The organism is Streptomyces sp. NPDC058796, from assembly GCF_042745235.1.
In the GTDB taxonomy this organism is placed as follows: domain Bacteria; phylum Actinomycetota; class Actinomycetes; order Streptomycetales; family Streptomycetaceae; genus Streptomyces.
In genome coordinates this window covers 1091315-1117253 of record NZ_JBHYOP010000001.1, presented here as the reverse complement: position 1 = coordinate 1117253, position 25939 = coordinate 1091315, and the positions used below count along the sequence as shown (strand labels likewise).

General features: G+C 73.4%; 17 protein-coding genes and 1 other RNA gene. 10 read left to right on the top strand and 8 right to left on the bottom strand.

The window, feature by feature from the left end:
• Positions 1–4: 4 nt before the first annotated feature.
• The 6 genes from ACFW47_RS04985 to ACFW47_RS04960 form a co-directional block, all read right to left on the bottom strand.
• Positions 5–2212, bottom strand: coding sequence for a CDP-glycerol glycerophosphotransferase family protein (locus ACFW47_RS04985; RefSeq protein WP_386288531.1), 2208 nt, complete (start codon positions 2210–2212; stop codon positions 5–7).
• A 151-nt stretch (positions 2213–2363) separates the two neighbouring features.
• The gene (locus ACFW47_RS04980) at positions 2364–4622 is read right to left on the bottom strand and encodes a CDP-glycerol glycerophosphotransferase family protein (protein WP_386304791.1); all 2259 of its coding nucleotides are present in this window, start codon (positions 4620–4622) and stop codon (positions 2364–2366) included.
• Between the two features lie 163 nt (positions 4623–4785).
• Positions 4786–5706, bottom strand: coding sequence for a carbohydrate ABC transporter permease (locus ACFW47_RS04975; protein WP_386288535.1), 921 nt, complete (start codon positions 5704–5706; stop codon positions 4786–4788).
• Complete coding sequence (locus tag ACFW47_RS04970) at positions 5703–7049, bottom strand: carbohydrate ABC transporter permease (protein WP_386288536.1); 1347 nt, start codon at positions 7047–7049, stop codon at positions 5703–5705. Before ACFW47_RS04970 ends, ACFW47_RS04975 begins: the two co-directional genes overlap by 4 nt.
• A gap of 4 nt (positions 7050–7053) precedes the next feature.
• Entirely contained in the window at positions 7054–8475 is a 1422-nt protein-coding gene (locus ACFW47_RS04965) for an ABC transporter substrate-binding protein (RefSeq protein ID WP_386288538.1), read from the bottom strand.
• Positions 8476–8729: 254 nt separating this feature from the next.
• A complete protein-coding gene (locus ACFW47_RS04960) occupies positions 8730–12425 on the bottom strand; it encodes an FHA domain-containing protein (RefSeq protein WP_386304838.1) in 3696 nt (1231 codons plus the stop codon).
• A 442-nt stretch (positions 12426–12867) separates the two neighbouring features.
• On the opposite strand from ACFW47_RS04960, the gene ACFW47_RS04955 reads away from it, so the two are divergent.
• From ACFW47_RS04955 to ACFW47_RS04940, 4 genes are all read left to right on the top strand, one after another.
• On the top strand, positions 12868–14610 hold the full coding sequence (locus ACFW47_RS04955) for a serine/threonine-protein kinase (RefSeq protein ID WP_386288540.1): 1743 nt from the start codon (positions 12868–12870) through the stop codon (positions 14608–14610).
• Positions 14611–14738: 128 nt separating this feature from the next.
• Positions 14739–15992, top strand: coding sequence for a serine/threonine-protein kinase (locus ACFW47_RS04950; protein WP_386288542.1), 1254 nt, complete (start codon positions 14739–14741; stop codon positions 15990–15992).
• A 69-nt stretch (positions 15993–16061) separates the two neighbouring features.
• Positions 16062–17168, top strand: a complete 1107-nt coding sequence (gene prfB, locus ACFW47_RS04945; protein WP_382721213.1) for a peptide chain release factor 2 — start codon at positions 16062–16064, stop codon at positions 17166–17168.
• 310 nt (positions 17169–17478) lie between these two features.
• Positions 17479–18348, top strand: a complete 870-nt coding sequence (locus ACFW47_RS04940) for a hypothetical protein (RefSeq protein ID WP_386304789.1) — start codon at positions 17479–17481, stop codon at positions 18346–18348.
• Between the two features lie 98 nt (positions 18349–18446).
• Here ACFW47_RS04940 and ACFW47_RS04935 read toward each other — a convergent pair whose 3' ends face one another.
• Complete coding sequence (locus tag ACFW47_RS04935; RefSeq protein ID WP_386288546.1) at positions 18447–18638, bottom strand: hypothetical protein; 192 nt, start codon at positions 18636–18638, stop codon at positions 18447–18449.
• A 224-nt stretch (positions 18639–18862) separates the two neighbouring features.
• Between ACFW47_RS04935 and ftsE the strand changes: the two genes are divergently transcribed.
• The 5 genes from ftsE (at position 18863) to ssrA (ending at position 22784) form a co-directional block, all read left to right on the top strand.
• Positions 18863–19552 carry a cell division ATP-binding protein FtsE gene (gene ftsE, locus ACFW47_RS04930; protein WP_043372426.1) on the top strand — a complete coding sequence of 230 codons (690 nt, stop codon included), beginning with the start codon at positions 18863–18865 and terminating at the stop codon, positions 19550–19552.
• Between the two features lie 32 nt (positions 19553–19584).
• Positions 19585–20502, top strand: coding sequence for a permease-like cell division protein FtsX (gene ftsX / locus ACFW47_RS04925; protein WP_043372428.1), 918 nt, complete (start codon positions 19585–19587; stop codon positions 20500–20502).
• Between the two features lie 68 nt (positions 20503–20570).
• A complete protein-coding gene (locus ACFW47_RS04920; RefSeq protein ID WP_386288548.1) occupies positions 20571–21749 on the top strand; it encodes a S41 family peptidase in 1179 nt (392 codons plus the stop codon).
• A gap of 46 nt (positions 21750–21795) precedes the next feature.
• The gene (gene smpB, locus ACFW47_RS04915; RefSeq protein WP_272586117.1) at positions 21796–22275 is read left to right on the top strand and encodes an SsrA-binding protein SmpB; all 480 of its coding nucleotides are present in this window, start codon (positions 21796–21798) and stop codon (positions 22273–22275) included.
• Between the two features lie 108 nt (positions 22276–22383).
• Positions 22384–22784: a transfer-messenger RNA gene (ssrA, locus tag ACFW47_RS04910) on the top strand.
• A 57-nt stretch (positions 22785–22841) separates the two neighbouring features.
• On the opposite strand, the gene ACFW47_RS04905 is transcribed toward ssrA, so the two are convergent.
• Complete coding sequence (locus tag ACFW47_RS04905; RefSeq protein WP_386304788.1) at positions 22842–24137, bottom strand: MFS transporter; 1296 nt, start codon at positions 24135–24137, stop codon at positions 22842–22844.
• An 83-nt stretch (positions 24138–24220) separates the two neighbouring features.
• On the opposite strand from ACFW47_RS04905, the gene ACFW47_RS04900 reads away from it, so the two are divergent.
• A complete protein-coding gene (locus ACFW47_RS04900) occupies positions 24221–25192 on the top strand; it encodes a LysR family transcriptional regulator (RefSeq protein ID WP_386288971.1) in 972 nt (323 codons plus the stop codon).
• Positions 25193–25939: the final 747 nt, after the last annotated feature.

Sequence of the window (25939 nt, the reverse complement as noted above, 5' to 3'; positions counted from 1 at the left end):
GGGATCAGCTCCTCACGAGGGTGGCGGCGGGGGCCGGGACACGCTCGGCGAGCGGGACCACGGGCGGCAGCGACTCGGGCGGCTCGCCCAGCAGCACCCGGCGTACGACGCGCTCGGCGGCCCGGCCGTCGTCGAACTCGCAGAACCGCTCCCGGAAGGCGGCCCGCAGCGCCGCCGACCCACGGTCCGCCCAGGTGCCGTCGCGGAAGACGCGGGCCAGCTCCTCCGGGGTGCGCGCCACCGGTCCGGGCGGGGCCGCCATCAGGTCGAAGTAGACGCCGCGGGTCTCCCGGTAGACCTCCCAGTCGTCGGCGTACACGACGATCGGCCGGTCCAGGTTGGCGTAGTCGAACATGATCGACGAGTAGTCGGTGACCAGCGCGTCGGCGGCCAGGCACACGTCCTCGGCCGAGCGGTGCGCGGTCACGTCGATGATCCGGCCGGTGCGGGCGCGCCTGCCGCCCCGGTCGTAGAAGTAGTGGGCACGCAGCAGTACGACCACGTCCTCGCCCGCCGCCTCGCAGAAGGCCTCCAGGTCCAGGGCGCCCGCTCCGAACCCGGCCGTCCAGTCGCGGTGCGTGGGCGCGTAGAGGACCGCCGTCTTGCCCTCCGGGACGCCGAGTCCGCGCCGGACGCGGGCGACGTCCTCGGCGGTCGCCGTGCAGTAGACGTCGTTGCGCGGGTAGCCGTACTCCAGCTGCTCGTAGGAGCCGGGGTAGGCGCGCTCCCACATCCGGGTGGAGTGGCGGTTGGCGGAGAGGTTGTAGTCCCAGCGGTCCACGCGGCCCAGCAGCTTGGTGAAGCTGCCGCTCGCGGCCGCCACCACCGGATACGTGGACTGGTCGACGCCCATGGTCTTCAGCGGGGTGCCGTGCTGGGTCTGCACGTGCACGGTGCCGGGGCGCTTGACGACGCCCTCGGCGAAGTTGGCGTTGTTGACCAGGTACTTGGCGCGGGCCAGCACCTCCCAGTAGCGGCGGCTGCCGATGACGGCGTGGTCGACGTCCTTCGGCAGGGTGTGCGCCTGGTCCGGCTCGACCAGGAACACCGAGCGCAGGTGCGGGGCGAGTTCGCGGGCCTTGGCGTGGATCGCGGCCGGGTTGCAGGCGTAGCCACGGCCCCAGTACGCGCAGTACACGACGAGGTTCGGGTCCAGCGGACGGCGCAGGTGGCGGCGGTAGCGCAGGCGGGTGCGCAGCCCGTGCGGGCGCGGCAGGAGCCCTAGGACGCCCCCGGCCGCCCGGTTGGCGGCGCGCAGGGCGCGGAAGCCGGCGTAGGACCCGGACGCCAGCAGCCGGTGCTGCACGCCGAGCCGGCCGCCCGGTGTGCGGAAACCGGCGGGGCGGTGGCGGCGGTAGAGGCGGCTCGCCCGGCGGAAGAAGGTCCGGCGCTCCCGGCGGGTCAGGCGCCGCGGATGGGTGGCCGTCTTCAGGATCGCGGCGAAGAGCTGCTCGAACAGCGGTCCGCGCCGCTCGTCCGGCAGCCCCCGCTCGGCCGCGTGCGCGAGCGCCAGCTCGGCCTGGTCCAGGAGTTCCGCGTGGTGCTCCCCGGGCAGGTTCAGCCGGTTGCCCTGCCGCCGGACCCGGTGGCGTACGACGACGGAGCGCAGCACCGTCACCCGCTCGGCGCGCGCCGCGACCAGGGCACCGAAGCCGACGTCGGTGAAGTGCCCGTCGGGGAAGGCCAGTCGCCGCTCGGTCAGGAAGGTGCGGCGGTAGACCGCGCTCCACGCGGGCAGGTGCACGCCGGTCAGGTGCGGGGCGTCCTCCGGGGCGAAGGCGCCCTCCGGGGCCTTGGCCAGCAGCGGGGCCGCCGGATTGGCCGGTTCGCCCTCCCACCAGGGCATCCGCTCGTGCTCGAAGTACAGCACGTCCACGCCGCCGGTGTCCGCCAGCCGCCCGTCCAGTGCCGCCAGCGCGCCCGGGACGAGGACGTCGTCGCCGTCGAGGAACAGCAGGTACGCGCCGGTCGCCGCCCGCATCCCGGTGTTGCGCGCCCCGGCCAGGCCGGCCGACGGCGGCGAGTGCACCGGCGCCACCCGGGAGTCCCGCTCGGCGCGCTCCCCGACGACGTCCGCCACGGCCCGGTCCGCGGTGTCGGTCACCGGGATCAGCTCGAAGTCGCCGAAGGCCTGGGCGAGTACCGAATCCAGCGCCTGGGAGAGCCGCCCCGCGACCCCATGGGACGGGACGATGATGCTGAAGCGGGGCATGCTGCTCTTTCTCTCGTTGTCCTGGTCCGTCGGGAGCCGTCCCGCAGGGCCGGCCGGCCCGGTCGTCCCGAGGGCCGCCGGACGGGCGGCCGGGACGGAGCGGGCCGCGACGAGCCGCGGGGCATGTGGACTCCCAGTGGACAAACGGCGGTCAGAGGCTGTCGGTGACGGTGCGGGGCCCCGCCGGTTGCGGCACGGTGGCCAGCGGGGCGCGGGCGAGGCCGGCCGCCGCGGAGGGCGCGGGACGGCGCTCGGCGAGCGGCACGACCGGGGGGAGGTCCGTCTGCCCGAGCACCACGCGGCGTACGACGCGTTCGGCGGCGCGCCCGTCGTCGTGCGGGCAGAACCGCTCCCGGAAAGCGGCCCTGAGCTGCGCGGACCGGGCGCCGCGCCAGTGCCCGCCGGCGAAGACCCCGATCAGCTCGTCCTCGTCCCGGACGATCGCGCCCGGCGGGAAGCCGCCGAGGTCGAAGCAGGTGCCGCGAGCCGCCTCGTACGCCTCCGGCTCGTCGGCGTGGATCACGATCGGCCGGTCCAGACCCGCGTAGTCGAACATCAGTGCCGAGTAGTCGGTGACGAGGACGTCCGACGCCAGGCACAGGGACTCCACGCTCGGGTGGCCGCTGACGTCGAGGACCCGGCCGGCGGACTCGGCGAGCGGGCCGCCGTGGCGGGGATGGGCGCGGGCCAGCACCATGAAGCGCGGGCCGAGGCGGGTGACGACGCGCTCCAGGTCCAGGGCGGCGCGCTGGGTGCGCCGGTAGTCGCGGTGGGTGGGCGCGTACAGGATCGCGACCGTGTCCTGCGGGATGCCCAGGGCCTCGCGCAGCCGGGCCACGTCCGCGGGCCTCGCCCGCTGGAACACGTCGGTGCGGGGCTGGCCGTACTCCAGTGTGGTGTAGCGGCCGGGGTGGACGCGTTCCCAGGTCAGGGTGGAGTGGCGGTTGGCGGAGACGACGTAGTCCCAGGAGCCGGCCTCGCGCAGCAGCCGCGCGAAGTCGGTACGGCCCGCGGCGGCCGGGCGTTCCCGGAGGTCCAGGCCCATGTGCTTGAGCGGCGTCCCGGCCTGCGTCTGGATCAGGACCTGGCCCTCGCGCCGGACCAGGCCCGCGTCGAAGGCGGCGTTGTGCACCAGGTAGCGGGAGCGGGCCAGCGCCGTCCAGTACGCGGCCGTGCCGGGGGTCAGGCGGCGGGTGCCGGTCGGGATGGTGTGGTGGTGCGCGGGGGCGGCGGCCCACGCCGTGCGGATGTGCGGCGCGAGGTCGCGGAACGCCTCCTCCAGCGCGCCCGGGTTGCAGCCGTGGCCCCTGTCGCCGCCGGCGGCGAAGACGGCACGGTCGCGCAGGGGCAGGCAGCGCTGGACGCGGTAGTGGGCGCGCAGGGTGAGCGCTCGCGCGGCGCGCAGCAGCCGGGCGGTGGCCTTCACCGTCCGGCGGCGCAGGGACGAGGCCAGCCGCAGGGTCCGCCAGGTGCGGCCGAGGCCCAGCCGGAGCAGGGCGTGGCGCAGCCGCACGGGCCGCGGGGCGGGGGCGCCGGGGACCCGGTAGCGGCGGCAGTGGACGCGGGCCCGGCGCAGGAACTCGGCGCGCAGCCGGCGCGGGACGCGGTCGGGGCGGGTGAACACCGTCGTCAGGTGGTCGGCCATGCGGCGGTAGAGCACGGGCCGCCAGCGGGCCAGCTCCGGGTCCGACTCCAGGAACGCGAAGACCCGGTCGTACTGGGCGAAGACGTCCAGGTGACGCTCGCTCGGTGTGCCCAGGATGCTGCCGTGGCGGCGCTGCCGGTAGTGGACGCAGACCCGGTCCAGGGTGGCGATGGACTCCGCCGTCATCAGGACCGGGTAGGTCCACGGGGTGTCCTCGTAGTAGCCCGGCGGGAAGGTGAAGCCCTCGCGCTCGGCGAACTCGCGCCGCACCGTCTTGTTCCAGGCCACCATCAGCAGCTTCAGCAGCTCCGGCCGGTCGGTGAGCCGGAAGGGCGCCGGGCCCCGCTCCGTGAGGTGGGCGGCGGCCTGGTTGCGGACCGCCTCGCCCGGCCAGTAGGTCCGCGCGTAGTCGTAGACCAGGACGTCCGGCTCCCCGGTCTCCTTGATCCGGTCGGCGATCGCGCGCAGCGCGTGGGCGGTGAGGGTGTCGTCGCCGTCGAGGAAGACCAGGTAGTCGCCGCCGGCCCGCTCCATGCCCGCGTTGCGGGCGGGGCCGAGCCCACCGTTGCGCGGCAGGTGCAGGACGCGCACCCGGGCGTCGCGGGCCGCGAACTCGTCGGCGATCTCGCCGCAGGCGTCCGGAGAGCAGTCGTCGACCACGATCAGCTCGAAGTCCGGGTACGACTGGGACAGCACCGATTCCAGGCATGCGGGCAGATACGCCTGCACCTGGTGCGCGGGGACGATGACACTGAACCTGGGCACGGGGACATCCATGGGTCGGCGGGATCGGCGCGGGCGTTCGGCCCGGGAACGGCCAGTGGAGTGACTTGGTTACGGTCCCTGCGGCATTCGGGGGACCACCCGCAGGCCGGAGAGGGGGCGAGCCGGTGACCGGCCCGCCCCCTCAAGGGTGGTTTTCCTCCGCTTACTTGACCGCGCCCGCCATCACGCCGGAGACGAACTGCCGCTGGAACGCGAAGAACACGGCCAGCGGGATCACCATGGAGATGAAGGCGCCCGGCGCCAGGATGTCGATGTTGTTGCCGAACTGCCGTACCTGCGTCTGCAGGGCGACCGTGATCGGCTGGCTCCCGGCGTCCGAGAAGATCAGCGCGACCAGCATGTCGTTCCACACCCACAGGAACTGGAAGATGCCGAGGCTCGCGATCGCGGGCCCGCCGAGCGGCATCACGACCCGCACGAACAGCCGCAGTTCGCCCGCGCCGTCCAGCCGGGCCGCCTCCAGCAGCTCCCTGGGGATCTCCGCGAAGAAGTTGCGCAGCAGGAAGATCGCGAAGGGCAGACCGAAGCCGACGTGGAAGAGGACCACGCCGACGACCGACCCGAACAGTCCGATCTCGCCGAAGAGTTCCGCGATCGGGATCAGGGCCACCTGGACGGGGACGACGAGCAGTCCGACCACGGCCAGGAACCACCAGTCGCGGCCCGGGAAGTCCATCCACGCGAAGGCGTACCCCGCGAGCGATCCGATGACCACGACCAGGACCGTCGCCGGGACCGTGATCAGCGCGGTGTTGAGGAGGGAGGAGGTGATGTCGCCGTTCTTCAGCAGCTCCTCGTAGCTCTGGAAGGTGAGCTGGGACGGCTTGGTGAAGACCTCCCACCAGCCGCTCCCCGCCATGTCCCGGGGCGTGCGCAGCGAGGAGAGCAGCAGGCCGATCGTCGGGACCAGCCAGAACAGGCCGACGACGATCAGGAACACTCGGACCAGCCCGCCGCTGACGCCCTCGGCGAGTCGCGAGCCCAGTGACCGCCTCGCCCTGACGGCGGCGCCGCCGTCGGGCGCCGGTGCCGCCTCGGTGAGGGAACCCGCCTGAGCGGTCATCGCCGCACCTCCCGCCGCAGCCGCCGTACGTTGAACCACATGACCGGGATGACCAGGAGCAGCAGGAACACCGCGATGGCGCTGGCGACGCCAGGCTGGTCCGAGGCGAAGCCCTTGCGGTACAGCTCCAGGGCGAGGACGTTCGCGTCGTCCTGGGAGGAGCCCGGGGCGATGATGAAGACCAGGTCGAAGACCTTCAGCACGTTGATCATCAGGGTGACGACGACGACCGCGAGGACCGGCGCCAGCAGCGGCACCGTCACCCGTCTGAAGACCTGCCACTCGTTGGCACCGTCGACCCGGGCGGCCTCCAGGAGCTCCCGGGGGACGCCGGCGAGCCCCGCCGCGATCAGCACCATCGCGAAGCCCGCCCACATCCACACGTACGACCCGATGATGGCGGGGGTGACGAGGGACGGGCCGAGCCAGCTCAGGCCGTTGTAGGGCTCCTTGAAGTTGTCGGCGGGGAGCCGGAGCTGCGCCCCGTCGGCCGCCGCGGGGAGGGTGAAGGTGCCGTCGCCGGCCGCCGTGGTGGAGGCGACGACCTCGCCGTCCTTCACCGCCTCGATCTTCATCCCGGCGTAGCCGAGTTCGGCGGCGTCGACGCCGTTGAGCTGCCCGACGCCCTTGCCGCGGGTGAAGTCCTGCCAGGTGGTACCGGTGACCTTCCCGTCCTCGGGCTCCGGGGGTACGGCCTTCTCCGCGCCGTCCGGCATCTGGTCGGGTGCGACGCCGACGAGGGGCAGGACGACGGTCCGACCCGTGCTCACCGGCTCCTTGGTGATGAACGCGCCGCCGCCGGCCGGTTCCAGCGGCGACTCGCGGCCCGGGTGCGCCTTCGGGAACGCCGACGACTCGGCGAACGTGTCGTGCACCCCGACCCACACCGCGTTCGCGACGCCCTTGTCGGGATCCTGGTCGTACACCAGGCGGAAGATGATCCCGGCCGCCAGCATCGAGATCGCCATCGGCATGAAGACGACCAGCTTGAACGCCGTGCCCCAGCGCACCCGTTCGGTCAGCACCGCGAAGATCAGGCCGAGGGCGGTGGCGACCGTCGGCGCGAACACCACCCAGATGACGTTGTTCTTCAGCGCGGTGCGGATGCCGTCGTCGGTGAAGAGCGCCTGGTAGTTGTCGAGCCCGGCGAAGGAGTCGCCGGACTGGTCGTAGAAGCTGCGGATCAGCGAGTACCCGATCGGGTACACCACGAGCGCGCCGAGCAGCACCAGGGCGGGGAGCAGGAACAGGGCCGCCACGGCCTTGCGGGTGCCGGTCACGCTCTTGCGCGACTTGGGGGCGGCAGGGCCCCGGGAGGCCCCTGCCGCCGTGGCCGACGCCATCGCGTCAGCCTCCGTAGGCGGCGGCCGCGTCCGCCTCCAACTGGCGCTGCGCGCCCTCGACGTCGGACGGGTTTTTCAGGAAGTCCTGGAGCGCCTTCCACTCGCCCTTGCCGGGCGTGCCGCCGAAGGCCTGCGGGGCCTGGTCCGACATGTCGAAGCGGAAGTCGTCACCGGCCGAGACCAGCGCTTCGGCGATCTTCTTCTGCACCTCGTTCGGGTACGCCGACGTGTCCAGGTTCTTGTTCGGCGAGAGGTAGCCGCCGAGCCCCGCGTGGATCGCCGCCGCGTCCGGGGAGGCCAGCCAGGTGGCCAGCGCCTGCGCCGCCTTCGAGTCCTGGAGGATCACCGCCGCGTCGCCGCCGGAGACCACCGGCGCGGTGTCGCCGACCGCCGGGAACGGGAAGACCTTCGCGTCGGTGCCGACCTCCGCCTCGGTCTCGCCGATGTTGACCTGCACGAAGTCGCCCTCGTAGACCATGGCGGCCTTGGGCTGGTCGCCGCCGGTGAAGGTCTGCGTCACCGAGGCCGGGAAGTCGGTCTGCAGCGCGCCGGTCGCGCCGCCCGCCACGTAGTCCTTCTTGCCCCAGATCTCGGCGAGGGTGGTCAGGGCCTCCTTCACCGACGGGTCCGTCCACTTGATCTCGTGCTTGGCGAGCTGGTCGTACTTCTCCGGGCCTGCCTGGGAGAGGTAGACGTTCTCGAACCAGTCGGTGAGGGTCCAGCCCTCGGCGCCGCCCACGGAGAACGGCGTGACACCCGAGTCGTAGACCGTCTGGGCGGCGGTCAGCAGCTCGTCCCAGGTCTTGGGCTCGGCCGCGCCCGCGTTCTCGAAGACCTGCGCGTTGTACCAGATCAGGGACTTGTTGGCGGCCTTGTAGTAGACGCCGTACTGCTTGCCGTCGACCTTTCCGATGTCCTGCCAGCCCTGCGAGTAGTTCTCCGCCAGCTCCTTGGTGGCCTCGGCGCCCAGCGGCTTGGCCCAGCCCTTCTCGACGGCCTGCTTGACGGCGCCGGGCTGGGGGAGCATCGCCACGTCCGGCGGGGCGCCGCCGGCCACCTTCGAACCGAGGAAGTTGACGATCGGGTCCTGTGCGGGCACGAAGGTCACCTCGGCGCCGGTGCGCTTCTCGAACTCGTCAAGGACCTTCGTGAAGTTCTCCTGCTCGGCGCCGGTCCAGACGGCGGCGACCTCCAGGCTCTCGCCGTCCAGCTTGGGGAGGGAGACGGTGGCGGCCGGGTCCTTGCCGCCGTCTCCCTGACCGTTCTTGTCGCCGCCGCCGCCATCGTCGTCTCCGCCGCACGCGGTGAGCGAGAGGGCGAGGGCTCCGGCGGCGAGGAACGCGGCGGCCCTGGTGGTCTTCCTCGCGGTGCCGTTCCCGGCCTTGTTGACGGTTCTGCGTGTCCGGATGGTGCTGCTCGTGCGCATCACTGCCCCGTTCTTCGTTCCTCGTCGAACGTTCGGCGCTGTCCCGTGCGCTCTGGTGTACGCCAGGGGGGTGAGGGCGGCAAGAGCGCCTCCGCTGTCGAGCGGGGATTCGTGACCGCGTCGTGACCGGGCAACCGGCTCCGGTGCGGGCCTTGCCGGGGGCTGCCGCCCCGGGCCCCCGCTCCGGCCTGGACGGCCTCGTCCTCGAACTCCCGCGGAGGGGCACCCCCGGGACGGGCTGAGAATCACCGGCGTCACAGGAGTGACGGCACTTCCGCCGCCGACACCTCCCGCGCCGCCCGCTCCAACGCACTGGCCAGCAGCGCCAGATCCGTCGGCCCGTTGCCCAGCTCGCGCACCGGCCGCCGGGTGGGAGGGTCACCCATGCGGTGCCACTCCAGCGGGACCACCGTGGGGCGCAGGGTCGCCGTCCGCGGGATGCGGCCGGTGACCCGGCCGCCCTGGAACGCCGTGGTCGGGGTGTCGGGGCGGGCCAGCCGGCCGCGGCCCGGCGCCGGTTCGTCCGGGCCCGGCACCGGTGCGTCGAGGGTGACCCGCAGGGTGGCGCGCAGGGAAGGCTCCGTCTGGGCCGTGCGGCCCCCGGGGGCGGTGGCGGCCACCAGGTGCACACCGAGGCGCTCCCCTTCCCGCGCGACGGCCTCCAGCGCCCGCATCACCGACCCGGCGGCGGGCCGCCCGGGGGAACCGAGCGGGGGAGTGACCAGTGCGTCCAGGTCGTCCACGACCACGACGAGGCGGGGGAGCGGCGGCACGGCGGCGGTGCGGCGCCGGGCGGCGCCCGGCCGCAGGCGCAGGGTGGAGCTGGGCGGGGAGTCGACGTCGCCGGTCTCCGCCGTCGCGCCGGCCGCGGCGCCGCCCGCGTGGGTGCGCTGGGCGATCAGCCGGCCCGACACCTCGCGTCCGGTGTGCCACTCGGCGAAGTGCGAACGGCCCAGCAGCTCGGCGCGCCGTTTCAGCTCCGCGCTCAGGGACTGTGCGAACTCCCGCATGCGGACCGGGTCGTTGGCGGTGAGGTGCGTCGTGACGTGCGGCACGTCCGTGCAGACGCGCAGGCCCTCGCCGTGCCCGCCGCCCGCGCCCACGTTGTCCCGGCCGTCCATCAGGACGATCCCGAGCCGGTCGGGGCGTTCGGCGGAGGCGAGGGAGGCGACGAGCGCCCGCAGCAGCTCGGTGCGGCCGCTGCCGGGCGGGCCCTCGACCAGCAGGTGCGGCCCCTCGGCGGCGAGGTCGACGGTGACCGGACCGCGCGGCCCGGCGCCCAGGACGGCGTGCGCGCGTCCGCCCAGGGCCTGGGCGTCGTCGGCCGCGTCCGCCCACCGTGCCATCAGGGAGGCCGGAGTGGCCCGGGCGAGTCCCAGTTCGTCGAGGAGGCGGGCGGCCTGCGGCAGCGGTGCGGACACGCGCGCGTGCCGCTCGCCGCCGGGCTGGTCGGTGCGCAGCGGTGCCAGGGCCCGCGCGAACCGCTCGGCCCAGGCGAGGGAGACCGCGTCCACCGTGCCGAGGGTGCCGTGGCCGACCGGGCCGCCCCGGCCGTTCGGGGACGCCTCGGTGCGGGCCACGCGCAGCAGCCGCAGGGCCGTCGCCACGTCGCCGCTGAGCAGTGCCACGGCGCCGCACTCCCGGAACACGGGGGACACCGCGCAGGCCGCCTCGTACGTCTCCGCCACCGGGGACGTCGGGGAGGCGGCGGCCGTCTCGGCGAGGCACACGACGTGGACGCCGGCCCGCGGTCCCTCCACGGCCAGCCTCGCCACCGCCTCCCGCACGTCGGCGCCGCCGGGGTCGCCGTCCACGACGACAACCGTGTACGGGCCTGGGAAACGGGATGCCGGGTCGGACCCGTCGTCCGGCCGCGCCCAGGAGGGCCGCCGGGAGCTGCCGGTGTCCGTGTGCGGGTCCGTCCGCGGCAGGGGACCGGGGTGCCGCGTGTCGTGCTCGGGAGCCGTGGGCTGGGCGGGAATCGCGGTCGCGGGGGCCGCCGGGGCGGGTGGGCGCGCGCCGCCGTTCCGGGCGTCCGCCAGGTGGTCCTCCAGGCGGCGCAGCAGCTCGTGGGAGCGGGCCATGGCCTGTTCCCGGTCGTAGGCGAGCAGCAGGCGGCAGTCCTGGCCGTGTCCCGGGCGCAGCTGCGGCAGCCAGCCCAGCCATGACCACTCGGCCGACCGGTCCGCGAGCGGACGGGAACGGTCGGCGCTGATCAGCACGATCTCCAGCACGTCGGCGGAGTGCAGCGCGGCGAGCTGGGCCAGCACCGCGCGGGCCAGCCCGGCGAGCCGCCCGCGCGGACCGGCCAGCCCGAGGGCCCCGACCTCGCGCAGGCCGGCGGTCACCGGCACCGCGGGCAGCGGCGCGTCACCGCCGGGCGCCACCCGGTCGGCCGTACCCAGCCGCACGGTGAGCGCCTCGGGGTGGCCCGGGCCGCGCTCCCACAGCCGGGGGCCCGGTCCGAGCGCGGTCAGCAGCAGCGAGGCGGGGTCGGGCCAGGTCTCCGGCGCGCTGGAGACTCCGGTGGCCGGGGCCGTCGGCGCGGCGGTGGGCGCCTCGGCCTCATAAGGGTGCGGACCGGGCCCGGCCTCGTCCTGGGCACCGCCGCGTCCTCCGGCCAGGCGCCGCGCCCAGGCCCCGAGCCCGCCGCGCCTGCGCACGCCCTGGGGGACGTCCGTGCCGCGCAGGGGCGTGCCCTTGCGCCGCGTACCGCCGTCCGGGGCGAGGGAGCCCGCGTCGGGAGCGCCCGGGCCGGGGACGCTCGGGCGCCGCGCGGCGGCGGACGCGGCCGTACCGTGCGGCTCCGCGTCGTACGTGCCCGTGCCGTACGTGCCCGTGCCGTACGTCGGCGCCCCGGACGTGCCCGCGCCCGGCCCGAACCCGCCGCCATGTGTCTCGTCGGCCGGTGGGGCCGGGCGGGGTCCGCCCGCCACCGGGCCGGTGCCGTGGCTCTCGATGCGCGGTGCGCCGCCCTGGCCGGGCACCTGGGCGGAGCCGTCGGGGGCCGCGCCGGGCCCGGGGCCCGCCGTGCCGTCGGCGTGGTGGGTCGGCCCGGTGGGGCGCGGCCGGTGCGCCGTCGGGGCGTCCGCCGCGCCGGGCGGGTGGGGGAGACCGTGCGTCCCGCCGGGTGCGGCGCCGTCGTGGCCGGTCGCGCGGTTCCCCGCGGCGCCGGGGGTGCTGCCCTCAGGGGCGCCGTCACCTGCCGCGCCCGGCGCCCCCGCCCCGTCCGCCACGCGGGCGTGAGCCACCCGGTCCCCGGCGTCGTACGAGGACGAGGCCAAGGCCGGCACTCGTACGTGCCCCTCGCCGTCCGCGGTCGTGGCCAGCCGCACCTCCGCCGCCGGGCGGGCCGGCACCAGGCGCAGCGCCGACTCGCCGATCCGCAGCAGCGCCCCCGGGATGAGGCGCACCGGGCGGTCGCCCACGCGGGCGCCGTCCAGGGTGGTGCCGTTGGTCGAGCCGAGGTCGGCGACCGAGACGCGGCCGTCGGCGGCGACGGTCACGGCGCAGTGCATCCGGGAGACGTCCGGGTCGTCGAGCGCCACGTCGGCGTCGGCGGAGCGGCCGAGCCGGATCTGCCCGCCGTGCAGCAGGTGGACGCCGCCCGCGTCGGGACCGGCCACCACGTGGAGCTGGGCCGGGGCGCCGGCCGGGTCGGTGTGCGGGTCGGGCTCGCCGGGGCCGCCCAGACAGAGCACGGCACCGTCGATCAGCGGGGGCTCGCCCAGGAGGCTGCGCTGGGCGTCGAGCCGCTGCGCACCCGCGTAGAGCACCACCTGGCCGGTGCCCGGGCCCTCACCGCCCGGGAGCACCGCGGCCAGGGCGGAGGCGACCGCGGCCAGGGCGGTGCCGGCCGGTGCGGTGACCAGCACGTCGCAGCTCGCGGCGCGGTCCCCCTCCGGAGCAGGCGGGCCCAGCGGGTCTACGACGGTCAGCCGGATCTGCATCGCCGTCAGCGGTCCCTTCGCGCGGGCGCCCGCGCGCCGGGGACAGAAGCCGTTCACCACGGTCCCCCACCGCGGACTTCCCCCACCGCCACACGAGCACGTCGGCCAGTACTGCACGCATCCTCGCACCTGCCACTGACAACGCGCCCGCCGCCCGCCGCCAAATGATCTTGATTGGTCGGCTCTGCCCGCAAAAGTGCCTGACAGGTGCCGTCCCGGTGATCGAACGGCGTCCGCTTGAGATCGGTCACGTCCGGGCTCGGCAACCAAGAGACCGGGTCGCGCGTCTTTCCCTCGCACACGCACCTGAGCAGGTGCCGGATGCGGAACGTAAGACGTACCTGCGGACCAATGGGAACCCACAGAACGACGACAGCCCGGTGCCGGGACCACGGCACTACAGTGGGTCCGAACAGCCAGCAAGCAACAGGGAGCGCATGACGTGCGGCCGGTAGGCAGCAAGTACCTCCTCGAGGAGCCCCTCGGCCGCGGTGCCACGGGCACCGTCTGGCGTGCCCGCCAGCGCGAGACCGCGGGCGCCGAGGCCGCCGTGGCCGGACAGCCCGGCGAGACCGTCGCGATCAAGGTCCTCAAGGAGGAGCTCGCGAGCGACCCCGACATCGTGATGCGCTTCCTGCGGGAGCGCTCCGTCCTGCTGCGGCTGACCCACCCCAACATCGTCCGGGTCCGCGACCTGGTCGTCGAGGGAGAGCTGCTGGCGCTCGTCATGGACCTCGTCGAGGGCCCCGACCTGCACCGCTACCTGCGCGAGAACGGGCCCTTCACCCCGGTCGCCGCCGCCCTGCTCACCGCCCAGGTCGCCGACGCCCTCGCCGCCAGTCACGCCGACGGCGTCGTGCACCGCGACCTGAAGCCGGCCAACGTGCTGCTCAAGCAGGACGGCGGCGAGATGCACCCGATGCTCACCGACTTCGGCATCGCGCGCCTCGCCGACTCACCCGGCCTCACCCGCACCCACGAGTTCGTCGGCACCCCCGCCTACGTCGCGCCGGAGTCCGCCGAGGGCCGCCCGCAGACCTCCGCCGTCGACATCTACGGCGCCGGCATCCTGATGTACGAGCTGGTCACCGGCCGGCCCCCGTTCGGCGGCGGCTCCGCCCTGGAGGTGCTGCACCAGCACCTGAGCGCCGAGCCGCGCCGCCCCTCCACCGTCCCCGACCCGCTGTGGACGGTCATCGAGCGCTGCCTGCGCAAGAACCCCGACGAACGCCCCAGCGCCGAGAACCTCGCCCGCGGCCTGCGCGTCGTCGCCGAGGGCATCGGCGTGCACGCGACCAGCGCGCAGATCGGCGCCGCCGAGAACGTCGGCGCGCTCCTCGCCCCCGACCCGGCGCCCGCGCAGGTCCCGGGCGCCCCCGGCGCCGCCGACCCCACGCAGGTGCTCCCGCACAACGCGCCCGGCGCCCAGGACCCGAACGGCGCCTACGACCCGAACGGCGCCACCAGCGTCCTGCCGCACACCGGCGACCCCGCGGGCGCCGCCGACCCCACCGCCGTACTCCCCAACCGCGGCGCGGCCGACCCGACCGCCGTCATGCCGCCCGTGCCGCCGGGACAGCCGGACGGCCCCGGGCAGGGGCAGGGCGGCGGGCCCGAGGATCCGCACCCCTGGCAGAACCAGCTCCGCGCCGCCCGCGACCGCAACGAGCAGACCCAGGTCCAGTACCTCGACCCGGACCAGGACCCGCTGCGCCGCCGCCCCCAGCGGCAGGTCTCCCGGCCGCAGCAGCCGCCCCGCCAGGCCCCGCAGGGACCGCCGCCCGGCTACGGCTACCCACAGCAGCAGCAGCCGCAGCGGTACGCCACCCCGCAGCCGCAGCCGCAGCAGCCCCAGCAGGCGCCCCGGCCCCAGCCGCAGCGCTACGCCCCGCCGCCCACGCCCGAGCCGCAGCCGCCCCGGCGCGAGCCCCGGCCGCCCCGGCAGCGCAGCGCCAACCCGATGCGCATCCCCGGCCTCGGCTGCCTCAAGGGGTGCCTGTTCACGCTCGTCATCCTCTTCGTGGCCGGCTGGCTGATCTGGGAGCTGAGTCCGCTCCAGGAATGGATCGGTACGGGCAAGGGCTACTGGGAGCAGCTCAGCGACTGGTTCACCACCGTGACCGACTGGTTCGGCGAGCTCGGCGGCGGCAGCGGCTCGGGCGGCGGGACGTCGACCGGCGGCTGATCCGGCGACGCCCCCGGCGGCGAGTCTGGAGATTTGTCGACATCCCACGGGTGATTTCGGCCTCCCCGGTGAAGGCCGGCTCCACGGACGCGTACTTTTAAACGCAACACGCGTCGGTAGGAGCAGTCTTGGCACGGAAGATCGGCAGCCGGTACACCGCCCACCAGATCCTCGGGCGGGGCAGCGCCGGCACGGTGTGGCTGGGCGAGGGACCCGAGGGGCCCGTCGCGATCAAGCTGCTGCGCGAGGACCTCGCGTCCGACCAGGAGCTGGTCTCCCGCTTCGTGCAGGAGCGCACCGCCCTGCTCGGCCTGGAGCACCCGCACGTCGTCTCCGTGCGCGACCTGGTGGTCGACGGCAACGACCTCGCGCTGGTCATGGACCTGGTCCGCGGCACCGACCTGCGCACCCGCCTGGACCGGGAGCGGCGCCTGGCGCCCGAGGCCGCGGTGGCCGTCGTCGCCGACGTCGCCGACGGCCTGGCCGCCGCGCACGCCGCCGGGGTCGTGCACCGCGACGTCAAGCCCGAGAACGTGCTGCTCGACATGCAGGGCCCGCTCGGCCCCGGCGGCTCGCACCCGGCCCTGCTGACCGACTTCGGCGTGGCCAAGCTCATCGACACCCCGCGCCGCACCCGCGCCACGAAGATCATCGGCACGCCGGACTACCTGGCCCCGGAGATCGTCGAGGGCCTGCCCCCGCGCGCGTCGGTCGACATCTACGCCCTCGCCACGGTGCTCTACGAGCTGCTCGCGGGCTTCACCCCGTTCGGCGGCGGCCACCCCGGCGCCGTACTGCGCCGCCACGTCACCGAGACGGTCGTCCCCCTGCCCGGCATCCCGGACGAGCTGTGGCAGCTGCTCATGCAGTGCCTCGCCAAGGCGCCGGCCTCCCGGCTGCGCGCCTCCGAGCTGGGCGCCCGGCTGCGCGAGCTGCTGCCCCTGCTGGCCGGCATGGGGCCGCTGGACGTGGACGAGCCCGACGCCGAGCAGGAGCCGGAGGCGTCCGAGGAGGCCACGGTGTCCCCGGGGCCCGCCGCGCCCGCCGGGGAGCCGGTACGGCGCCGGGGAGCGGTGCCGCTGGTCCCGGGCGCGAAACCGGCCGACTCCAACCGCGACACGCACACCTCCATGCGCGTACCGGCCCCCGACGAACTGGCGGGCGGCGCCCGCGGCACCGCCCGCGCCCCGCGCGCGTCCGGCGCCCCGCGACCCGGCTCGGCCCGCAATCGCGCCACCGCGCGGCGCCGCCGGCTGGCCCTGGGCGTCGGCGCGGCCGCCCTGGTGGCGGCGGTCGGGGTCGGCACCTGGCTGACCACGGACGGCGACGAGGGCGACACCGGCCCCCAGGACACGCGGAACTCGGCACCGGCCTCGCCCTGAGACCGGGCGGGCCGCCCTCACCGTGACGACCCGGCGAAGAGCGGTGGACGGAACCGTTACGCTGGATGCGTGGCAGTCGTCGATGTATCCGAAGAGCTGAAGTCCCTCTCCTCGACCATGGAGTCGATCGAGGCCGTCCTGGACCTCGACAGGATGAGGGCAGACATCGCCGTGCTCGAGGAGCAGGCGGCCGCGCCGTCCCTGTGGGACAACCCGGACGAGGCGCAGAAGATCACCAGCAGGCTCTCGCACCTCCAGGCGGAGGTGCGCAAGGCCGAGGCCCTGCGCGGCCGGATCGACGATCTCGCCGTGCTCTTCGAGATGGCCGAGGAGGAGGACGACCCGGACACCCGCGCGGAGGCCGAGTCCGAGCTCACGGCCGTCCGGAAGGCGCTGGACGAGATGGAGGTGCGCACCCTCCTCTCGGGCGAGTACGACTCCCGTGAGGCGCTGGTCAACATCCGCGCGGAGGCCGGTGGCGTGGACGCCGCCGACTTCGCCGAGAAGCTCCAGCGCATGTACCTGCGCTGGGCCGAGCAGCACGGCTACAAGACCGAGGTCTACGAGACGTCGTACGCGGAGGAGGCCGGCATCAAGTCGACCACCTTCGCCGTGCAGTCGCCGTACGCCTACGGCACCCTCTCCGTCGAGCAGGGCACGCACCGCCTGGTGCGCATCTCCCCGTTCGACAACCAGGGGCGCCGCCAGACCTCCTTCGCGGGCGTCGAGATCCTCCCCGTGGTCGAGCAGACCGACCACATCGAGATCGACGAGTCCGAGCTGCGGGTGGACGTGTACCGGTCCTCCGGCCCCGGCGGCCAGGGCGTGAACACCACCGACTCGGCGGTGCGCCTCACCCACATCCCCACCGGCATCGTCGTCTCCTGCCAGAACGAGCGCTCCCAGATCCAGAACAAGGCCACCGCCATGAACGTCCTCCAGGCCAAGCTGCTGGAGCGGCGCCGCCAGGAGGAACAGGCCAAGATGGACGCCCTCAAGGGCGACGGCGGCAACTCCTGGGGCAACCAGATGCGTTCGTACGTCCTGCACCCGTACCAGATGGTCAAGGACCTGCGCACCGAGCACGAAGTGGGCAACCCGGAGGCCGTGTTCAACGGTGAGATCGACGGGTTCCTGGAGGCCGGTATTCGCTGGCGCAAGCAGCGGGAGAAGTAGGGCGGAGCGCGTACGGCGCTTTGTCGACAAGGCAACTGCCCCCATCTAGGGGGCGGTTGCCTTTTCTTTGACGGTGTTGTCCGGCTTTTACGTCACACTCACACCCTTTGTGTCCGGCATACGCCTCTTACCTGGACATCGCGTACGCAACGGCCTTGACGTTGCTTTGAACATTCGTAAGGGTGAGGCGCGGCATGCGTATTTCTGGGGCGCATGTGAACCGGGGGACTTCAGCAGGCAGCTACCCCCGTCGATCACGGCCCCCGAGTGCGGCCTCACTGACTAATCGGCTACTGGGGGTAGCAACTACATGACGAAGAAGACGCGGATTCGTGTCGCGCGCGTTGCAGCTGGTGCTGTGATCGCCGCTGGCGCTTCGCTGACCGCAGCGGGCGCCGCGTCGGCGCTCGAGTTCAACATCGGCATCACCGCGGGCGAAGAGCCGGACCCGGGCTGCGAGATCGGCGCTGGCCCCGAGTGCCCGGGTGAGGGTGGCGAGAACGGTGGCACTGGCGAGAACGGTGGCACTGGCGAGAACGGTGGCGCCGGCGAGAACGGTGGCGGCGACGGTGGCAACACCGATGGCGGCCTGATCGGTGGCGGCGACGGTGGCAACACTGACGGCGGCAACACCGATGGCGGCCTGATCGGTGGCGGCGACGGCGGTAACACTGACGGTGGCGGCGACGGCGGCAACACCGATGGCGGCCTGATCGGTGGCGGCGACGGTGGCAACACCGACGGTGGTGGCGACGGCGGCAACGCTGACGGTGGCAACGAGACCGGCGGCGGCAACGGCAACAACGGCAACAACGGCGGTAACGGCAACACCGGCGGCAACGGCGGCTCGGACACCACCGGTGGCAACACCGGCGGCTCCACCGGAGGTAACGGCGGCTCCATCGGGGGCAACGGTGGCGACACCACCGGCGGCACCACCCCCGACGGCGGCGGCAACGACAACGTCACCCAGGACGAGGGTTCCTCGGCCCTGACCGACACCGGCGAGGAGGCCCCGGCCTCCTCCGACACCGCCGCCCAGGGCAGCGGTGAGGAGCTCGCCGAGACCGGCGCCGCGGAGACCACGTTCCTGCTGGTCGGCGCCGCGACGATGATCGCCGGTGGCATCGGCTTCCGCATGCTGCCGCGTCTGATGAACGGCCGCGGCGCGGCTGCCTGACGGTAGTCACCCGCGTACGCGTCGCGCACGCACACGAAGGGCCCGGAGCGCTGAGCGCTCCGGGCCCTTCCCTGTCTCCTGGCCGCCCTCCGGGGGCGTCAGACGGTCTGGTGGGCCAGCAGGGCCACCGCCGCGATCAGCACCGCCAGCAGCGCGATCAACGTCGTCGGATTCAGGCCCGCGAAGGGATTCCCCTGCTGCAGCCGCTCGCGGTTCGCCCGGCACACCGGGCACCGGCCCTCACTCACGGGCGCCGCGCAGTTCGCGCACACCAACCGGTCGTACGTCATGCGCTCGCCCTCCTTGCCACCGGCTTCGTCGGAACAACGCCCACACCGCCGTGAACGTTCCCCTTCCACTGTGCCAGGTTCCGAGGGGCCCCGCGCGCCCTCCGTTCAGAGGCGGGCGAGGACAAAACGCGCAACTGATGCGCAACCCCGACCGGTGACTGCGGTCCGCTCCCCGCTTCGCGTATGGTCACGCACATCTACCCCCGGCTACCCGTGGTGCATCCGTGATCCGATTCGACAACGTCTCCAAGGTCTACCCCAAACAGAGCCACCCAGCCCTCAGGGACGTCTCCCTGGAGGTCGAGAAGGGCGAGTTCGTCTTCCTCGTGGGGTCCTCCGGCTCCGGAAAGTCCACCTTCCTGCGGCTGATCCTCCGCGAGGAGCGGTGCAGCCACGGCCAGGTGCACGTCCTGGGCAAGGACCTCGCCCGCCTGTCCAACTGGAAGGTGCCGCAGATGCGGCGCCAGCTGGGAACGGTGTTCCAGGACTTCCGCCTGCTGCCGAACAAGACGGTCGGCGAGAACGTCGCCTTCGCGCAGGAGGTCATCGGCAAGTCCCGCGGCGAGATCCGCAAGTCCGTGCCGCAGGTGCTCGACCTCGTCGGTCTGGGCGGCAAGGAGGACCGCAGGCCCGGCGAGCTGTCCGGCGGTGAGCAGCAGCGCGTCGCCATCGCGCGCGCCTTCGTCAACCGGCCCAAGCTGCTGATCGCGGACGAGCCCACCGGCAACCTCGACCCGCAGACCTCCGTCGGCATCATGAAGCTGCTCGACCGCATCAACCGGACGGGCACCACCGTGATCATGGCCACCCACGACCAGAACATCGTGGACCAGATGCGCAAGCGCGTCATCGAGCTGGAGAAGGGCCGCCTCGTCCGCGACCAGGCACGCGGCGTCTACGGCTACCAGCACTGACGACGAGGAACGGAAAGGCTTAACGAGACGCCATGCGCGCCCAGTTCGTGCTCTCGGAGATCGGTGTCGGTCTTCGCCGCAATCTGACGATGACCTTCGCCGTCATCGTCTCCGTCGCCCTGTCCCTGGCCCTGTTCGGCGGTTCGCTGCTGATGAGCGACCAGGTCAACACCATGAAGGGCTACTGGTACGACAAGGTCAACGTCTCGGTCTTCCTCTGCAACAAGAGCGACGCCGAGTCCGACCCCAACTGCGCCAAGGGCGCGGTGACCGAGGACCAGAAGAAGCAGATCAAGTCCGACCTCGACGAGATGGCCGTGGTCGACACGGTGACGTACGAGTCGCAGGACGAGGCGTACAAGCACTACAAGGAGCAGTTCGGCGACTCGCCGCTGGCCAGCTCGCTCACGCCGGACCAGATGCAGGAGTCGTACCGCATCAAGCTCAAGGACCCGGAGAAGTACCAGGTCATCGCGACCGCCTTCGACGGCCGGGACGGCGTTCAGTCCGTGCAGGACCAGAAGGGCCTCCTGGACAACCTCTTCGAGCTCCTCAACGGCATGAACTGGGCCGCCCGCGCGGTGATGGCCCTGATGCTCGTCGTCGCGCTGATGCTGATCGTCAACACGGTGCGCGTCTCGGCGTTCAGCCGGCGCCGCGAGACCGGCATCATGCGCCTGGTCGGCGCCTCCGGCTTCTACATCCAGGCGCCGTTCATCATGGAGGCCGCCGTCGCCGGGCTCATCGGCGGCGGTGTCGCCTGCGCCTTCCTGGTGACCGCCAGGTACTTCATCATCGACCACGGACTGGCCCTGTCCGAGAAGCTGAACCTGATCAACTTCATCGGCTGGGACGCCGTACTGACGAAGCTGCCGCTCATCCTGGCGACGAGCCTGCTGATGCCGGCGCTGGCCGCGTTCTTCGCGCTGCGCAAGTACCTGAAGGTGTGACACATACCAAGAGGGCCGCACGGGCAAGCGACCGTGCGGCCCTCTCGCGTTGTCCTAGACTCACCGGCATGTCAGGTCGTGACCTGTTCTGTCAGCCCCGCCGCCCACGCCGCGGGGCCGCCCTGGCCTTGGTGTTCACGGGCGTGCTCGTCGCGGGCGCGGCGACCGGGTCGCTCCCCGGGTCCGACCGGAAGACCACCTCCGGCACGCCCCGCCCGGCCGTTCCCGCCGAACGGCACGAGGAGGTCGCCCGCGCGGCGGCCGAGGCGATGGCCGACGGCAAGTCCCCCGTGGAGGCCGCCGAACGCGCCGTCAGCCGCAGCGGGGACCGCTGGGGCGCCGTCTACTCCAGCGGCGAGTACGAGGAGTTGGAGGACGCCCTGGACGGCCGGTACACCGGCGTCGGGCTCTCCGCGCGCCGCGAGCGCGACGGCCGCATCGAGGTCACCGAGGTGCGCGCCGACTCGCCGGCCGCCGAGGCCGGCATCCGCGAGGGCGACCGGCTGCGCAGCGTGGACGGCGAGCGGGTCGACGGGCGTCCCGTCACCGAGGTCGTCTCCATACTGCGCGGCGACGCCGAGGACGACCCCGCCGGCACCGCCGTGCGCCTCGGCCTGGAACGCGGCACGCGCGCGTGGACCGAGACGGTGCGGCGGGCCCGGCTGTCGACCGACCCCGTGACGGTGCGCAGGCTCGCCGACGGTCCCGCCGTCGTCCGGGTCACCTCCTTCACCAAGGGGGTCGGCGAGAAGGTGCGCTCCGAGGTGGAGCGGCTGCCGTCCGGCTCCGGTGTCGTCCTCGACCTGCGCGGCAACTCCGGCGGGCTGGTCAGCGAGGCCGTCACCGCCGCCTCCGCCTTCCTCGACGGCGGCCTGGTCGCCACGTACGACGTCGACGGCGACCAGCGGGCGCTGCACGCCGAGCCCGGCGGTGACACCGCCAGACCCCTGGTCGCGCTCGTCGACGGCGGCACGATGAGCGCGGCCGAACTCCTCACCGGGGCCCTCCAGGACCGCGGACGGGCGGTTGTCCTGGGCTCGCGCACCTTCGGCAAGGGCTCGGTGCAGATGCCGAGCCGGCTGCCCGGCGGCTCGGTGGCCGAGCTGACGGTCGGGCACTACCGCACCCCCCTGGGCCGCGGCGTCGACGGCACGGGCATCACGCCCGACCTGGAGGTCGACCCGGCGGACCCGGCCGCCCTGGAGCGGGCGCGGACGGTGCTGAGCGGTCTCGGGCCGACCGCGTAATCGGCTTTCCCCGGCCCCCCTCCGTAGTGCCAAAATGGATCGCACTATGGCTAAGGAAAAAGGGCGCAAGCTGATCGCGCAGAACAAGAAGGCGCGGCACGACTACCAGATCCTCGACACCTACGAGGCCGGCCTGGTGCTGTCCGGGACCGAGGTGAAGTCACTGCGCCAGGGGCGGGCCTCACTGGCCGACGGCTTCGTGCAGCTGGACGGACACGAAGCGTGGCTGCACAACGTGCACGTACCCGAGTACAGCCAGGGCACCTGGACCAACCACAGCGCCCGCCGCAAGCGGAAGCTGCTGCTGCACCGCGTGGAGATCGACAAGCTGGAGGCCAAGTCCCAGGAGACCGGTCACACGATCGTGCCGCTCGCGCTGTACTTCAAGGACGGCCGGGCCAAGGTCGAGATCGCCCTGGCGCGCGGCAAGAAGGAGTACGACAAGCGGCAGGCCCTGCGGGAGAAGCAGGACCGGCGCGAGGCCGAACGGACGATCTCGGCGATCCGGCGCAAGCAGCGGGCCTGAGCCCCTCGGGAATAGGCTGGCACCCGTACGCGTTGGTCACGTACGATGGTGCTCGCACCCCACGCGGGTGCGGTGGATTGAAGTGTTGAAAATTGAATAGCGCAACATGGGGATGATCGGTTTCGACAGCGGCTGTCGAAGCAGGGGAAGCGTGTCGAGGAAGCGGCCATGATCTCGTAAACCACAGGCCGAAAAAAATAATCGCCAACACCAAGCGCGATTCCTCCCAGCAGGCCTTCGCCCTCGCTGCCTGATCTCAGGTAGCAGAGCGAGCCTCCTACTAAAGGGAGTGTCAGCCCGGGGCTGTTCCCGACCCGGATCCTGGCATCAGCTAGGGGACTAAACCTTGATCCCGGTCACGGGGTGAAGAGGGAAACCAAACAGTGACTGAGCCCGTCGGAGACTTGTCCGCGTGATCTCCGGGGCCGAGAAAATCGAAGCGGACTGCACACGGAGAAGCCCTGATTCCGCACCGTTGGACGCGGGTTCGATTCCCGCCATCTCCACGAGACCGAGGGCGACGTGTGCTCGCGTGAAAGCGCGAGCACACGTCGCCCTCGTCGTTTCTACTTTTGCGCCGTCCGCCGGGGCGTCGGCAGGAGGGTGAGCAGCAGGGCCGTCGCTGCCGCCGTGACCGGGATGCCGTACGCGGTGGCGGGGGAGGCGTGCTCGACCAGCCAGCCGCCCATCGCGCTGCCGCAGGCGATGCCACCGAGCAGACCGGTCACCGCGAGGGTCATGCCCTCGTTCAGCCGGCCCCGCGGGGTGCGGTGCTGGAGCAGCGTCATGGTGGTGACCATGGTCGGGGCCGTCGCCGTCCCGGCGACCAGCAGCGTGAGCGCCAGCAGCGGCAGGGAGCCGGTGAGGGACGCCGCGAGCAGCGGCAGGGTCAGCAGGACCGTCATCGCGGCCACGCACCACGGCAGGCGGTGCTCGGCGGACCCGGCCGGCTTCAGCGCGCCGTACAGCAGGCCGGCCGCGCAGGAACCGGCGGCCTGCAGGGCCAGGACCACGCCGGCCGCCGCGCGGTGTCCCTGTGCGTCCGCGAACGCGATCGTGACCACCTCCATCGCCCCGAACACCCCGCCCGTCGCCAGGCAGACGGCCAGCAGCGGAGGGATGCCCGGCACGCGGAGGGGTGCCTTCGCCGTCGGGCGCGGCCGGGCCGGCGGCTCGGTCGAGCGCTGGGCGGCGAACAGCAGCATGCCGCTCACCAGCAGCACCACGCCCACCAGGGTGCCCGCCTCCGGGAACCACGCCGTGCACAGGAACGCCGCCAGTACCGGCCCGAGCATGAAGCACAGCTCGTCGGCGGCCTGCTCGAAGGAGTTCGCTGTGTGCAGGGCGTCGGAGTCGCCCGGCAGCAGGTGCGCCCAGCGGGCACGGGCCATGCCGCCGGTGTTGGGCGTCGTCGCGGTGGCCGCGTACGCGGCGAACAGGGTCCACGCGGGGGCGCCGTGGCGGACGCACAGCACCAGGGCGAGCGAGCCCAGGGCCGCGAGCAGCGTGGCGGGCACCGCCACCCTCGCCTGGCCGTGCCGGTCCACGAGCCGGGCGATCCACGGGGCGACGAGCGCCGTCGCCGCCAGTCCCGTCGCGGTGACGGCGCCGGCGAGAGCGTACGAACCGCGCGTACCGGCGATCATCACGACCGCGCTCACGCTGAACATGCCCATGGGTGTCCGGGCCATGAGATTCCCGATCGTGAACGCTCGGGCGCCGGGTGTGGACAGGAGCCGCCGGTACGGGCCGGGCGGCCGGTCCCGGGTGCGGGGGCGGAAGTCGGCGGCGACCAGGGCGTCACCGGTGACGACGAGGAGGGGGGACTGCGGGGACGGGTGCGCGGTGTTCGATTGCGGCATGGACTCACCGTCGCCCCGTGACGATCACGGGGTCCAACACCTTCTCCGTACCCATTGACGCACTCCCGTTGTAAATTCGCCGGATGCCCGCACCGGCCCACCTCGATCCCCGCCTCCTGCGCGCGTTCGTCACCGTCGCGGAGGAGCTCCACTTCACCCGTGCCGCCGCGCGCCTGTACATCGCCCAGCAGGCGCTCAGCAGGGACGTGCGGCGCCTGGAGCGGGAGCTGGGCACCGAGCTGTTCGTCCGCACCACCCGGCAGGTGACCCCGACGGCCGACGGCGAGCGGCTGCTGCCGTACGCCCGCCGCGTCCTCCAGGCGCAGGACGATCTCCTGGCCGCCTTCGGGCAGGCCCGCCCGCTGCTGGTGGACCTCAACTCCCCAGGTCTGGTCACCGGCCGCGTGGTCCTGGAGCGCGCCCGGGAACTGGCGCCCGGTCAGGAGCTGATGGCGCGTTACGAGAGCGGACTGACGTACGCCGCCGGGGAACTGCTCGCCGGCCGCCTCGACGCCTCCTTCGGCCGCTTCGCGGGCCTCGCCCCGGCGCTGCGGACCGGACTCGCCCACCAGCCCGTCCGCTGCGAGCCGATGGCGGTCGTCCTGCCGGAGGGCCACCCGCTGGCCGCGTTGCCGGAGGTGCCGCTGGCCGCGCTCGCCGGCGAGACCGTGTACGCCGGGGCCGGGAACCCGCGGACGCCGGAGTGGACCGATCTCGCGCACCACCTGTTCGAGGGACGGGGCATTGAAGTGGCCGCACCCGTTCCGCTGGCCGTCGGGGAGGAGGAGTTCCAGCGGATCATGGACAAGGCGGGCAATCCGGTACTCGCCGTGGTGAGCTTTCCGGCCATGGCCGCGACCGTGGTGCGCCCGCTCGTCGGTCCGGTGCCGCTGTCGCCGGTCTCGCTCGTCTGGCGAAAGGGGCTGGTGCACCCCGCGTTGGACGCGCTGCGCCGGGCGGCGTCCCAGGTCGCGGCCGAAAACGGGTGGCTCCGCCGGCCCGCCGGAGGGTGGATTCCGGCCGCCGACGCCGCTGTGATGTGCGTCCGTAACTGACACGCGGCAACCACACATCCTCCGCGTGCGCTACATTCTTGGCCTGAGCACGGTGTGGTACAGGGGGCGCTCGAACCTGGTGGGGGCCGGTTCGACCGACGGGTGCTCGGGGTCGTATGCGCACCCGGAACCGTCCCGTGGGGGAAGTGCGTGCGCGTGAAGAATTGGCAGAAAGACGCCCAACCGGAGGGGACCGAGACTGTGTCCGGGATGCGTGATTTCCCGGAGGCGGGACAGGACGCCGACGCCACCGAGGTGCTTCCGGCGGACCGCCCCTTCCAGGTGACGGACGAGACCCCGACGACCGGAACGGCCTCCGCCGGGTCCGGCGCGGGGTGGTTCGGCGGGAGCGCCGACGACGCCGCGCGCCGCGGCGCGGGTACTGCGGGAGCGGAAACCCGTCGCCCGGGTACGGGGCCCACGTGGGCGGACGCGCCGCGTACCGCCGGCACTCGCCCCCTCGCCCCCCACGGGAGTACCGACGCGGACCCGACGGAGATCCTCGGTGCCCGAATAGGCCAGGACCCGGGCACGGACCGAATAGGCAGGGGCCGAACGGACCGAGACGGCGCGGCCCGGGGGCGCGACCCGTTGGTCCGGGGACGGATCACCTGGGGCGCGAACCAGACCGGTTCCGCACCGGACCCGGCGAAACCGGACCGCGCGAACCCGCCCCGGACGAACCCGGACGAGGCCGACCCGACCGTCGCGCACCCGGGTGGTGCCGGTGCGGTCCGGACGGCCCCT